At 68.1% G+C, this 13,436-nt stretch carries 11 protein-coding genes; 7 read left to right on the top strand and 4 right to left on the bottom strand.

Annotated features, from left to right (window positions below; genetic code table 11):
* Positions 1–43: 43 nt before the first annotated feature.
* Positions 44–1,342 (bottom strand): sugar ABC transporter substrate-binding protein, encoded by a 1,299-nt coding sequence (locus ABZ272_RS10650; RefSeq protein ID WP_355049669.1) that lies wholly within the window; start codon positions 1,340–1,342, stop codon positions 44–46.
* Positions 1,343–1,579: 237 nt separating this feature from the next.
* Here ABZ272_RS10650 and ABZ272_RS10645 point away from each other — a divergent pair, with 237 nt between their 5' ends.
* Complete coding sequence (locus ABZ272_RS10645; RefSeq protein ID WP_355049668.1) at positions 1,580–2,782, top strand: ROK family transcriptional regulator; 1,203 nt, start codon at positions 1,580–1,582, stop codon at positions 2,780–2,782.
* 319 nt (positions 2,783–3,101) lie between these two features.
* Positions 3,102–5,741 carry a discoidin domain-containing protein gene (locus ABZ272_RS10640; RefSeq protein WP_355049667.1) on the top strand — a complete coding sequence of 880 codons (2,640 nt, stop codon included), beginning with the start codon at positions 3,102–3,104 and terminating at the stop codon, positions 5,739–5,741.
* Positions 5,742–6,010: 269 nt separating this feature from the next.
* Here ABZ272_RS10640 and ABZ272_RS10635 read toward each other — a convergent pair whose 3' ends face one another.
* Together ABZ272_RS10635 and ABZ272_RS10630 are read right to left on the bottom strand one after the other, a co-directional pair.
* Positions 6,011–6,997 carry a helix-turn-helix domain-containing protein gene (locus ABZ272_RS10635; protein ID WP_355049666.1) on the bottom strand — a complete coding sequence of 329 codons (987 nt, stop codon included), beginning with the start codon at positions 6,995–6,997 and terminating at the stop codon, positions 6,011–6,013.
* 110 nt (positions 6,998–7,107) lie between these two features.
* Positions 7,108–7,254, bottom strand: a complete 147-nt coding sequence (locus ABZ272_RS10630) for a hypothetical protein (RefSeq protein WP_355049665.1) — start codon at positions 7,252–7,254, stop codon at positions 7,108–7,110.
* A 146-nt stretch (positions 7,255–7,400) separates the two neighbouring features.
* Here ABZ272_RS10630 and gntD point away from each other — a divergent pair, with 146 nt between their 5' ends.
* The 5 genes from gntD (at position 7,401) to ABZ272_RS10605 (ending at position 12,047) form a co-directional block, all read left to right on the top strand.
* Positions 7,401–8,426: a guanitoxin biosynthesis L-enduracididine beta-hydroxylase GntD gene (gene gntD / locus ABZ272_RS10625; protein WP_355049664.1), complete on the top strand. Its 1,026-nt coding sequence runs from the start codon at positions 7,401–7,403 to the stop codon at positions 8,424–8,426.
* Positions 8,427–8,548: 122 nt separating this feature from the next.
* Positions 8,549–9,238 (top strand): class I SAM-dependent methyltransferase, encoded by a 690-nt coding sequence (locus tag ABZ272_RS10620; protein WP_355049663.1) that lies wholly within the window; start codon positions 8,549–8,551, stop codon positions 9,236–9,238.
* A gap of 64 nt (positions 9,239–9,302) precedes the next feature.
* Positions 9,303–9,536 (top strand): hypothetical protein, encoded by a 234-nt coding sequence (locus ABZ272_RS10615; RefSeq protein ID WP_355049662.1) that lies wholly within the window; start codon positions 9,303–9,305, stop codon positions 9,534–9,536.
* Entirely contained in the window at positions 9,533–10,780 is a 1,248-nt protein-coding gene (locus ABZ272_RS10610; RefSeq protein ID WP_355049661.1) for an ATP-grasp domain-containing protein, read from the top strand. Before ABZ272_RS10615 ends, ABZ272_RS10610 begins: the two co-directional genes overlap by 4 nt.
* 7 nt (positions 10,781–10,787) lie before the next feature.
* A complete protein-coding gene (locus ABZ272_RS10605) occupies positions 10,788–12,047 on the top strand; it encodes an MFS transporter (RefSeq protein ID WP_355049660.1) in 1,260 nt (419 codons plus the stop codon).
* A gap of 47 nt (positions 12,048–12,094) precedes the next feature.
* Here the strand turns inward: ABZ272_RS10605 and ABZ272_RS10600 are convergent, their stop codons facing one another.
* Positions 12,095–13,096, bottom strand: coding sequence for a helix-turn-helix transcriptional regulator (locus ABZ272_RS10600; RefSeq protein WP_355049659.1), 1,002 nt, complete (start codon positions 13,094–13,096; stop codon positions 12,095–12,097).
* Positions 13,097–13,436 lie beyond the last annotated feature (340 nt).

Here is a 13,436-nt window from a genome sequence, read left to right as displayed (position 1 = left end):
GGTCAGGCGACGAGCCCGACCACGGCCACCGGCGCTGCGTGGGTCAGCGCATCTTCTGCTGCGCGTCGGTCAGCTTCGCCTTCACCGATGCCTCGGTGACCGGCTTGCCGCTCGCCGCGTCGGCGAACAACTCCTTCATCGCGGTGCCCACCAGGGTCTCGAAGGTGCTCTCCTCGGGCACCTGCGGCAGCGGGGCCGCGGTGGTGACGAGGGTCTCCTGGATGCTCTTCTGCTCCGGGGCACTGAACGCCGGGTCGGCGCCGGCGGTCTTCACGGCCGGCAGCGAGCCGTACGTCTTGTTGAGGATCGTCTGCTCTTCGTCGCTGGTCATGAACTTGACGAAGCTCAGCGCGCCGTCCTTGTTCTTGGTGTGCTTGAAGACGGCCATGTTGATGCCGGCCACCATGCTGTTGACCTTCTTGCCGCCGGCCGGCGGGTTGGCCAGGAACGGCACCGGGGCCACGCCGTACGCGTCGGCGGCCATGTTCTGCGTCTTCAGGTTCGAGCCGGCGGACTGCCACAGCAGCATGGCGGCCTTGCCGTTGGCGAAGTCCGAGACCGACTGGTTCTGCGCGTACTCGGCGTTGCTCGGGTTGGTGATCTTGTCAGCGGCCATGAAGTCGATGTAGCGCTTGATGGCCGAGACGTTCTGCGGGGTGTCGAAGGTCGGCTTGCCGGCCGAGTCGAACCACTCGCCGCCGTACTGCTGGCTGAAGGTGAACGCGTGGTGGGCGTTCTCCGACGGGTTGGCGCCCTCGATCGCGAGGCCCCACTTGCCACCGGTGCTGAGCTTCTTGCCGTACTCGACGACCTGCTCCCAGGTCGTCGGCGGGGCGGTGATGCCCGCGTCGGCGAACATCTTCTTGTTGTAGTACAGGCTGTACGCCATGGAGTAGAGCGGCACGGCGGCCGGCGGCTTGCCGGGCGCGCCGGCGGCGGCGAGCGCGGCGGGCACGATCCGGTCCTTGCCGCCCACGGCCTGCAGGGTGGCGTCGTCGAACTCGACGAGCGCGCCGGTGGCCTGCAGCGACGCCGACCAGGTGTTGCCGATGTTCACCACGTCCGGGCCCTTGCCCGAGGTGGCGGCGGCGAGCAGCCGGTTGAGCAGGTCCGACCAGGGGACCACCTCGACGTTGACCTTGATGCCGGTCTGCTTCTCGAACTTGTCCAGCTCGGGCTGGAGGGTGGTCTTGTCGGCCTCCAGGCTGGCGCCCTGGTTGCTGGCCCAGTAGGTGAGGGTCTTGGGCGAGGAGGCGGAGTCGTCGCCGGAGCCGCCGCAGGCGGTCAGCGATGCGGCGGCCAGTACGGCGGCAGCGAATATCCCGAGGTGTCGTCTCGACACGGTCAGCCCTTCCGGTACGTGGTGGGGGTCCGCCGGCCGTCGTCGTCGATAGGGGTGAGGCGACGGCGGTCGGCTGCGGACGGGGTTTCTCCGGACGCGCCGTCGGAGGTCCTTCGGCGTTTCCCGGGAGTTACATCACGGCTTAATGAATGTCGTCATTAAAGTGGTTGGCCGGTGGGTCGTCAAGCACGGTGCGGTTACAGTCGCCACCTACGGCCGACGGGAACGAGGTGACGAGTGGAGCTGGCGCGTGCCACCAACCGGAGCGTCCGGCTGCGCAACCGGTCCGCCCTGCTGACGAAGCTCTTCCTCGATGCCCCGCTCACCCGGCAGGACCTGGTGCGCAGCACCGGGCTGAGCCAGCCGGCGGTGAGCAACGTGGTGACCGACCTGATCGACGAGGGCATCGTCGTCGAGGCCGGGGCCGCCGAGTCCGACGGCGGCCGACCCAGCATGCTGCTGCGGGTCGCCTCCCGGTACGCCTTCGTGATCGGCGTGGACGTCGGCGAGACCCGGGTCCGGGTCGAGCTGTTCGACTTCGCGATGACCTTGCTCGCCAGCGTCGAGTACCCGCTCGACCCGGCGCGTACCGAGCCGGACCTGGTGGCCGGGCACGTGCTGGCCGGCATCGAGATGGTGACCGGCCAGGCCGGCGTGGCCACCGCCGACGTGCTCGGCGTCGGCATCGGCGTCTCCGGCGTGGTCGAGCAGGGCGACGAGGCGGTCGTGCACGCCCAGGCCCTCGGCTGGGACCGGGTGCCGCTGGAACGCCTCATCGGCGGGGGCACCGACCTGCCGCTGCACATCGACAACGGCGCGAAGACCCTCGGGCAGGCCGAGATGTGGTTCGGCGCCGGGCGCGGGGCCCGGCACGCCGTCTTCGCGCTGGTCGGTTCGGGCGTGGGCGCCGCCGTGGTGACCAACGGCGCGACCTATCGGGGCGCGTCCAGCAGCGCGGGGGAGTGGGGTCACACCACCCTGGTGTACGGCGGACGCACGTGTCGGTGCGGCGCACGCGGCTGCCTCGAGGCGTACGTGGGCGCGGAGGCGATCATCGACCGTTACCGGGAGGCCCGTCGGGGACGCGTCGTTCCCGGCGAGGACGAGGAGTCCCAGCTCGCCGCTCTGGTCGCCGCCGCCGACAGCTCGGCCACCGCCCGACGGGTGCTGGACGACACGGCCGGTTACCTCGGCGCGGGAGTGGCCAACCTGATCAACCTCTTCAACCCGGAGCGGGTGGTGCTCGGCGGGTGGGCGGCGATGGCGCTGGGCGACCTGCTGCCGGCCGTCCGCGAGGCCGCCGGCCGGCAGGCGCTGCGTCAGCCGTACGAGCAGGCGTCGATCGAGCTGTGCCGCCTGGGCGTCGACGCGGTGGCCCTCGGCGCGGCGACCCTCCCGATAGCCCGATTCCTCACCGCCGGCGGCGTCCCTCCCTCCTGACCCCCCTTTTTTTGCGCGGTGATCAAGAGGTTCGCGTCATGCCGGGCACGGTTTCTGACGCGAACCTCTTGATCACTGGGAGTCAGCTCGGGTCCGGGACGGGCGGAGCCGGGGCGGAATTACACAAAATCTGATCCTCGGGATAAATAACGAAGTTATAGATCGATGTCTTGACGCCGCCGCAATCTCGCCGCAACACTCCTACGAGAGCGCTCTCCTCTCCCCGCGGCGTCGCATCGGCGGCACCACCCACGGCACCACGGGCGAAGACCGACCCCACCCGCACGGCGTCCGTAACGCCCTATCGACAGGCGATGTCATGACATCTCGTGCTACATCCGTACGCCCGCGTCCCCGGCGGCGGACCGTTCGGCACCTCCTCACCGGAGTCGCGGTGGCCCTGGTGGCAGCCCTGACCCCGGCGGTGGCCACGGTGCCCGCGCAGGCCGCCCCCACCCTGCTCTCGCAGGGCCGACCGGCCACCGCCTCGTCCACCGAGAACGCCGGCACCCCCGCCTCGGCCGCGGTCGACGGCAACACCGGAACCCGCTGGGCCAGCGCCTTCAGCGACCCGCAGTGGCTCCAGGTCGACCTCGGCGCGCGGGCCACCATCAGCCAGGTCAACCTGCTCTGGGAGGGCGCCTACGGCCGCGCCTTCCAGATCCAGACCTCCGACGACGCCGCCACCTGGACGACGATCTACTCGACCACCACCGGCGCGGGCGGCACGCAGAACCTCACCGTGACCGGCGCCGGCCGGTACGTGCGGATGTACGGCACCGCCCGAGGCACCGCCTACGGCTACTCCCTGTGGGAGTTCCAGGTCTACGGCGAGACCGGCGGCGACACGTCCACCTGCGGCAGCGCCAACGTGGCGCAGGGCAGCCCGGTGACCGCCTCGTCCACCGAGAACGCCGGCACCCCCGCGTCGGCCGCCGTCGACGGCAACACCGGCACCCGCTGGGCCAGCGCCGCCAGCGACCCGCAGTGGCTGCGCGTCGACCTGGGCAGCACCCGCACCATCTGCCGGGTCACGTTGACCTGGGAGGCCGCGTACGCCCGGGCCTTCCAGCTCCAGACCTCGGCCGACGGTTCCACCTGGACCACGATCTACTCCACCACCACGGCCACCGGTGGCACGCAGAGCCTCACCGTCACCGGTACCGGACGCTACCTGCGCGTGTACGGCACCGCCCGGGGCACCGCCTACGGTTACTCGCTGTGGGAGGTGGCGGTCAACACGACCGGCGGCGGCACCAGCGAACCTCCGGTCGGCACGACCGACCCGTACAACCCCAACCTCGGCGCGAACACGTACGTCTTCGACCCGAGCACCCCGACCTCGACGATCCAGAGTCGGCTGAACACCATCTTCACGCAGCAGGAGACCAACCAGTTCGGCGCGCAGCGTTACGCCGTGCTGTTCAAGCCGGGCACCTACACCGCCGACGTCAACCTCGGCTTCTTCACCCAGGTAGCCGGCCTCGGCATGAGCCCTGACGACGTCAACCTCAACGGCCACGTCCGGGCCGAGGCGACCTGGTTCGGCGGCAACGCCACCCAGAACTTCTGGCGGTCCGCGGAGAACCTCTCAGTGACCCTGCCGTCCGGCGTGAGCGTGGAGCGGTGGGCGGTGTCGCAGGCCGCGCCGTACCGGCGGATGCACCTGCGCGGCGCGCAGAACCAGATCCAGCTCTGGAACGGCGGTGACGGCTGGTCCAGCGGCGGCCTGCTGGCCGACACCCGCATCGACGGCCTGGTCGTCTCCGGCTCGCAGCAGCAGTGGTACTCGCGCAACAGCGAGTTCGGCAACGGCTGGACCGGCTCGGTGTGGAACATGGTCTTCCAGGGCGTCAACGGGGCTCCGCCGCCGAGCTTCCCCAACCCGTCGCACACCGTCATCGCGCAGACCCCGCAGGTCCGCGAGAAGCCGTTCCTCTACGTGACGGGCAGCGGCGAGTACCGGGTCTTCGTGCCCGCGCTGCGCACCAACTCCACCGGCACGAGCTGGTACAACAAGACCCCGGCCGGCTCGTCGATCTCGCTGTCGCAGTTCTTCGTCGTCCAGCCCGGCACCAGCGCGGCCACCATCAACGCCGCCCTCGCCCAGGGCAAGCACCTGCTCTTCACCCCGGGCGTGCACCACGTCACCGAGCCGATCCAGGTCAACCGGGCCGACACGGTCATCCTCGGCCTCGGCCTGGCCACCATCCAGGCGGACAACGGCAGCGTCGGGATGCGGGTCGCCGACGTGGACGGCGTGAAGGTCGCCGGCATCATGTTCGAGGCGGGCACCACCAACTCGCCGGTGCTCATGGAGGTCGGTCCGTCCGGCTCGTCCGCGAGCCACGCCAGCAACCCGACCTCGCTGCACGACGTGTTCTTCCGCATCGGCGGTCCGCTCGTCGGCAAGGCCACCAACACGCTGACCGTCAACAGCGACAACGTGATCGGTGACCACATGTGGCTGTGGCGGGCCGACCACGCCGCCCAGGGCGTGCCCACCGGGTGGACGCTGAACACCGCTGACACCGGGCTCACCGTCAACGGCGACGACGTCACCATGTACGGCCTCTTCGTCGAGCACTACCAGAAGTACCAGACCATTTGGAACGGCAACGGTGGGCGCACGTACTTCTACCAGAACGAACTGCCGTACGACGTGCCGAACCAGGCGGCCTGGATGAACGGGTCCACCCGGGGCTACGCCGCCTACAAGGTGGCCGACTCGGTGACCAGCCACCAGGCGTTCGGGCTGGGCAGCTACAGCTACTTCAACGTCAACCCCGCCGTGGTCGAGGAGCACTCCTTCGAGGTGCCGGTCAACTCGAACGTGCGCTTCACCAACATGGTCACCGTCTCGCTCGGTGGCGTCGGCACCATCAACCGGGTGATCAACAACGCCGGTGGCACCGCGAACGCGGCCAACCAGACGGTGTACCTGACGAACTACCCCTGACCGGGACGCCCGCGCCGATCCGGTCGACTCATCTGACCGGGCCGGCGCGGGTCGTACCCAGGGCCGAGGCCGGCCCGGTCCCGCCGAAGACCGGGCCGGCCACGGTCGTGTCCCCGTCGGGCATAGGACTCTTCGCGCGGTCGCGCTGATGATCGCGGCCAGAGTGAGCTGGCGTCGACGGTGTGGCTGAACCCGACGAACTGTGCGATCGCCCCCCGGCTGCTGGGCGGCGAGGATGTCGGGGTGGCGTGGTGGCGTGGGCTGTTCCCCTATTCCTCGAGGCTGGTAGTCAGCAGTTCGTCGGCGACGGCGGTCCGCACGTAGAGCACGCTGTGCCCGGTGCGGAACGCCCTCACGAGCCCGGCCTCCCGCAAGGTGGTCAGGTGATGTGAGACGTTGGCGGCGGACATCTTCAGGTGGGAGGCCAACTCCGTGGTGGAGGCCGGCATCCCCAGTTCGGACAGAAGCAGCGCCCGAGAGTTCCCGAGGACCCGCGCCAGCCCTTTCGGCACCGGCCCCAGACCGACCTGCCAGACCGCGCCAACCCCACGCGCCGGATACACGAGGCCGGGCTGTCCCGGCGGGTTGGTCTGGGAGAATACGCCCGGCCAGGCGAAGACACTGGGCACCAGCACCAGCCCGCGGCCATTGGTTAGCTGACGGGTCGCCTCGTACCACGGGTGTGCCACCGTCAGTGTGTCGTCCTGCCAGCTGATCTGCGGGTGCAGGTCAGCGAATAGTCCGGCGGCGCCGTCCTGCACCATCGTGCGCGCCCGGTACAGGATCTCGCCGTCCAGCAGCCGCTGCATGCGTGGCCAGTAGGCGGCCAGCACCCGCTCCCAGTAACTGCGGATCTCGTTGGCCAGCTGGTTCAGGCCGCCCACCGGATCGCTGTACATCGCGCCCAGTTCCGGCGCCAGCGGGCGGTTCATCCGATGCAGGTCAGCGCGCACCTCCTCCGGAGTGGTCGCGACCAGTACGGCCAGCTCGTCCTCGATGGTCGGTGCGGCTGTGGCCGGCACCGGCGTCAGGAAGTCGGGGATGTAGTAGCTGGGCACCGGGACCAGGGCGGACAACAGTTCCATCGAGACCCGCTGCTGGCGCAGCTGCTGCTGGGACCGCTCCACCCAGCGCAGGTGCGGCGCGTGCCGGCGAGGTTCCTTGAGGGTCTGGACACTCGTGACCACTTCCCAGAGTGGCGAGATGGCCAGCCTGGTCCGGGCCACGTCCTGTGCCGAGAACTTCAGTACCAACATCCGTCGATGATTCCATCAGGAACGAATCATTTTGGGCCCCCTTAGCCGTGCGCGAGTCTCGTTGGGTCCTGGACCGACCACAGGGAGGTCGATTCATCGTGACCGCTCGCTCAATTCCTGGCCGCGCCGACCACGATGATGGTCGCTCTGTTCACGCTGCTGTTGACCGAGGCGCCGTGGCTGTTCCTGGTCGGCGTGAGCGCGCTTTCCGCCACCGGTGTCTTGATTCCGGACGGCTCGACATGCGGCGGGGACACCCAGGGCACCTCGGGCGGTAACACTGCCGCGCCGAGCCAGGCGGATCCGGTGCCCGAATCCGCCTGGCACCGCTCCGGTTCCTCACCATGCACGAAGCCGGCGTGCCCCAACCCCTACCCCGAGTTAACTCAGAAAAGGAGGAAAGGTGCTCACGATCAACCTCACCGCAGACGAGATCGCTGATGTAAACAGCCAGCTCGACAGGCTAACCGCCATCTATCCATCGGCGGACGACCCAGGATTCGTGCGCGATGTGGCCCTGCACGCCCAGGCGCTTCCCGAGCGGATGCGGCGCGATTTGCTCACCTTCAAGCTCCTGGAGCGGGAGCCGGTCTGCTTGGTCTCCGGCTACCCGGTGGACGACGCGGCCATCGGAAAGACCCCGAGCCACTGGATGGACTCGGAGATCAACCGGGATGGCCGCCGGGAAAACTTCTATCTGATGCTCTGCTGCCACGTCATCGGCGAGGCGGTTGCCTGGGCCACTGAGCAGGGCGGTCGGCTCATCCACGACGTGCTGCCGATACGGGGCAGCGACGGAGGCCAGCTCGGCACCAGCACCGACCCTCTGGAGTGGCACACCGAAGACGCGTTCCATCCGGAGCGGATGGACTACGTAGCGCTGATGTGCCTCCGCAACCAGGACCATGTGGCCACTACGTACACCTCCGTGGACGACCTCAAGTTGGACGACGCCACCCGGGAAGTGCTGGCCAGGCCCGCCTACCCGTTCCAGCCCGACGAGGGCAACCGCGCCGACCGGGAACTCCCGCCGGACACGACCGGCCTGGTCGCCAGCCTCATCACGACCAGCCACGAGCGCGTCCGGAACATGTACACCGACCCGGAGCGGGTGCCGGCACTGTTCGGCGGCCCCAGCAAGCCGTATCTGCGGGTGCACCCCTACTACATCGACGATTTCCGGGACGACCCCGAGGCGTGCGCGGCGTTCGACGCGCTCAAAGAGTCGATCAACAACTCGCTGCGGGAGGTCGTGCTCCAGCCGGGCGACGTGTTGTTCATCGACAACTTCAAGTCCGTACACGGCCGCCGCAGGATTCCCGGCCACTACGACGGCACCGACCGCTGGCTCAAGCGCGCGTTCGTAGTGCGAGACCTACGAAAGACCCGTCACCTGCGGGTCTCCGCCGAGGACCGGGTTGTGTACTGAACATGACCGGGCCTTTTCCACATGCGGACGCCGGGAGTGCGAAGCATCGCGGCTGGGTCGGCCCGGCTGGTTACTACGACCGGATCGGCGCTCTGCAATTCGCCATCCTCGTCCTGCTAGGGATGCGCGAACATCACTTGCTTCTGGATATCGGCTGTGGCTCGTTACGCGGCGGACGGCTCTCACTGGTATATCTCAACGAGGGCCGGTACCACGGCATCGAGCCGGAGCGGCAGATCCTTGAGGACGGGGTTGCGTACGAGGTAAGCGACGGCCTGGTCGCGCTGAAGAAGCCTAGGTTCAGTACGAACTCCGACTTCTCGGCCAAGCACTTCGGCGTCGACTTCGACTTCGTGCTGGCCAGCGGCATCTTTATGCACGCCGCACCGGCACAGGTCGCTCAATGTTTCGGGGCGGTGGCCGAGACACTGAGCGAGGACGGACTCTTCGTCGGCGCGTTCCTGCCCAGCGAGGCAGACGAGGTAAAGGACTCCTGGACCTATCCCGAGGTGCAGCGGTACACGCCGGCCACTCTGGAGCGGATAGCCGTCGACCATGGACTGCGGCTGCAGGCGATGGAGTGGCCGCACACCTTCAACCACCGGTGGTTCGTGGCGTGCCACCGGCATAGCCGGCGGCCGGTGCCCCAGCACCTGGACCTTTCGGTCTTCAGCTGGTCGCAGTACCTGAGAGACCAGGTTTCGGCACGTGGTGGCGCGGACCTCAGTCACGAGGAGTATCTGAAGGCAGACCTGCGGGACCGGCTGGTACCCGGTGACCGGGACTCGGTACTGCCCCAGGTCTTCCTCTAACAGGTCCCCTTGGGAGCCATCGTCAAGCGAAGTTTCTCGAGGGTCATCTCCAACAGGAGGAGTTGTGGCGTTGACGACGTGGACGGTTGGCGACACGGTCGCGACGTTTGCGGAGCTGGGGCGGCACCACGCGCTCGTGCACGTGGTGCCGTCCCGGGTGCGTGAACACGCGATGACCGCCGGCCCGCCGAACCAGGCTGACCGTTGGCATAACGACGACGGGCTGCGGACCGACGTGGTCCGGCGGGCCAACGCGGCGGGCAACGCCCGTGTCCTCACCAGGGCGGATGGCGTATGAGCCGGCCCATCGCGCTCATCGTCGACCCGGTGGGCAGCGGCGCGCACCTGGCGCCGCTGTTCGCGCAAGAGGGCTGGGACGCCATCTCGGTAATGTCTGGCCACGGCATCAATCCGACGATGATGGCGTCCCATCGGCCCGAGCGGTACCTCGACGACTTCGTGGCGGAGCAGCCTGCCGAGGCGCTGGAGCGGCTTGGTGGCCGTCGGGTGGACGCGGTCCTACCCGGGACCGAGACCGGCGTGGAGTTGGCTGACGCGCTCGCCGAGGCGTATGCGGTCACCGGAAACGGCCGCTCCCTGAGCGCCTGCCGTCGTGACAAGGCGGCCATGGCGGACCGGCTGCGCGTGCTGGGCGTGCCGGCAGCGGACCACGCGGTGGCTGACTCAGCCGGTCCCCTCGTCGAGTGGGCGACCAGGCGGAACACCTGGCCGGTGGTGGTGAAGCCGCTGCGCAGCGCGGGCTCGGACGGAGTGGCTATCTGCTCCACTCCAGCCGAGGTGAGCGGGGCGTTCGACGAGCTGATCGGAAGTACCAACAAGCTCGGTCTGACCAACACCGCCGTACTCTGCCAGGAGTTCCTGGCCGGCCAGCAGTACCTGGTGAACTCCGTCAGCGTGGACGGCCGGCATTACATTGGTGAAATTTGGCAGTTCGACTCCACGTACGACGGTCCGCACCAGCTCTACGACCGACAGAAGCTGTTGTCGCCCTACGGCCCGGTGCAGGACCAAATCGTCGAGTACACGCTTCGGGTGCTGAACGCGCTAGGTATTCGGCACGGTCCGGCGCACACCGAGGTGATGTTTACCGACAGAGGCCCGCTGCTGATCGAGACGGCGGCCCGGATGACCGGGCTGATCCATCAGGAAGCACTGATCGCAGCGGTAGGCCACAATCACATCACATTGACTGTCGACTGCTACACGGCGCCCGAGCGGATCCTCGCCCGGCCTCCGCGATACCGATTAAGAAAGTCGGCCGGCATCGTGGCACTGCGCTCCGCCGTCGATGGTGAGCTGCTGGACGGTCCGGCGCTGGACCGGCTCCGGTCCATGCCGGAACTGGCCGGCGTCATGGGCGGAACACTGGACCCGGGCCGCCCGATCAGCCGCACACGGGACCTCTTCACCTCCCCTGGCCTGGCCTACCTGGTGGCTGACACCGCCGAGGAGGTGGATCGGGCCGCGGAGACCATTCGTGGGATCGAGGCGTCCGGCGAGCTGTACGGTTCGGTGAGTTGAGGTGCCCATGATCACCCCGATCGAGAAGCGACTGCTGCGCGACCGGTACTTCTCCAGGCTGGTCATCGCCCGCACCGCCGTGCTGCTCGGCAACACGATGGGCCCGATCGGTCTGGCCTTCGGCATCCTGCAGCTGCCCGGTGGCGACGGTGGCGAGCTGGCGATCCTGCTGGCCGTCCGCACGGCCGCGCAGGTGGCTCTGCTGCTCGCCGGCGGGGTGCTGGCGGACCGCATGTCCAAAGTCGTCGTGATGGCAGTATCGGACGGGGTGGCGGCGGTCTCGCATACCGCCACCGCCGCCCTGATCCTGATGGGGCGTAACGACGAGACGGCGTTGATCTTGTTGTCCATCGTGGCCGGGGCCGCAACAGGTGCCTTCATGCCCGCGTCGACCGCCGTCCTCCCGGAAATCGTGCCGACGGAGGCTCTGCAACCCGCCAATGGCGTTCTGCGAGTCCTCCAGAACACCGCCACGATCAGTGGGGGCGCCGTCGCCGCCGTAGTGGTCGCGTGGGCCGGCGCGGGCACCGCCGTGGCGGTGAACGCGGCGATGTGCCTCGTCTCCGTGATCTCGCTGCTGGGGCTGCGGCGGATCGCTGTGGTGCGGCGCGGGAACGGCCTCAGCGCGTGGCGTGACCTGGTCAACGGCTGGCACGCCTTCCGAACGCGCTCATGGGTGTGGTCCTTCGTCGCACAGTTCGCGATCGTGAACGCCATCTTCACCGGCAGTATCCGGGTGCTCGGGCCGGTGATCGCGGTGCGCACACCGAACGGGCCAGCCCAGTGGGCGCTGGTGCAGGTGGCGATGTTCGTCGGGTTGTTTGCCGGCAGTGCGGTGGCGTTGCGGGTACGCGCCCGATTCCCATTGCGCGTGGCCGCCTACAGCGTGGCCGGATTTGCGCCGGCCCCGATCTTGTTGGGGTTGAACTATCCGTTTTGGACCGTGGCGGTGGCCCTCTTCGTCACCGGAGTGTGCAGCGACCTGTTCACGGTATTCTGGGAGAGCACTCTCCAGCATCGCATTCCGGCTGAATACCTGTCCCGGGTCAGCTCGTACGACACCCTGGGCTCGTACGCGCTGATGCCCTTGGGCGCCGCGGTAGCCGCACCGCTCGCCGGCACATCGGCGCAGGAGCCGGCACTTATCATTGGCGGCATGATAATTGTGCTCCTCAGCGGTGCGGTCCTGCTGTTCCCTTCAGTGCGCGCGATGCCGTCCGTAAGTCCACCGAAGGTCGAACCGGAGCCCGCCGGTGTTTCCCCGTGACAATTCGGCATCCAACCTGGACAAGCCGCCAAAGGTTTGCATAAGCATCAGGACATAAAGGATGCCGACCCGGGCTCGGTGTCGACCTCCTCCAGTAGTCCGTGCGTCGCGATCAGATAGCCGAGCTGCGCCCGACTCCGGCTTCCAAGGTGTCGAGCGAGCCTGCTGGCGTACTCCGCGACGGTGCGTCGGCCGATGCCCAGGTTGCGAGCGATCTTGTCCTCGGTGCTCCCCGAGACGATCATGCGGGCGACGCTGAGTTCAATGTCGGTCAGCACGTCCTCGGGGCGGAAGCCGTAGGACGCGTTCACTGCGATGGCCCGGTCCCAGGTGTGTTCGAACGCCTTCACGAGAAAACCTACAACTCCGGGATTTCGTATTTCCAGAGCCGCCGCTTCCTCGGCGTTGTCATCGGCCGATATGAAAGAAACCCGGCGGTCGCAGATGATGAGGCGATCGATAACTCTGTCCACGGTGCGAATTTCGGCGCCCGCAGCCATCACGCGCATCGCGTATTCGAGGGTGGGCCGGTGTGATCGCACGGCGTGTTGGTAGATGGTCCGTTGCCGGACCCCCCGGCGGATGGTCTCCAGGCTGCGCGACATCAGCGCGTCCAAGATTTCGGGCGGCCGGCTCCCACCGGGTTGTATGGTCATCAGTTCGGTGGCGCAGCCGGCCACCGCGGCATCGATCACCCGGTTGATCGTGGCCAGTCCGTGCAGGTTGACCACGTCCGGCACCCGGTCCTGGTGGGCGGCGTTGTACACGTCCTCGACCCGCCGAAACGTCTCGTTGAGCGTGTTCATCTGGGCCGTCGCCTCGCTCGCCGCCCGTTGGTGGGGCCGCAGCGCCACCGCGGCGGCCGTGGACGGTGGGACGACGCTGAGCTGGTCGGGGTTGGTAGCGAGCGGCTGCAGCAGCCCGAGCGCCAGCAGGCACCGCGGGGCGTCGACGGCGGCGACGTGGCCCTCTCTCGCGGCCCTGGGCAGAAACGCCAGACCCGCCTCGCAGATATCGCCGGCTGGGCACGCCACATTGACACAGCTCACGTCCGTCTCCCCCGTCGCGTGATTGTGCAGTGCGCAAACATGCTAGATCATGGCGACGATTCTCGCCAATGGGACCAGTAACCTCGGTCACCGGAGCCGGCTTTCGCTGATGGATTCCGACAAATCGGATCAGCGTCGCTGACGTTTGGCCTTTGACGACGATCACGGGGGATCATGTCAATGCGTTTATCAATTGCCTGTCCTGAATTTGCCGCCTTCACCCGTAGTGACCACGGGTGGGGGAAGGGTGCCCGCCGGCACTGACACAACGAGCTGCCTGGCCGAGGCGCGTCGCCACCTCGACGCGTCTCGGCGGACGGGGCCGTGCCCGCCTGCTGCC

The sequence above is a fragment of the Micromonospora sp. NPDC005979 genome (genome assembly GCF_040614415.1).
Lineage (GTDB): Bacteria > Actinomycetota > Actinomycetes > Mycobacteriales > Micromonosporaceae > Micromonospora.
This window is presented reverse-complemented; position numbering and strand designations above follow the sequence as displayed.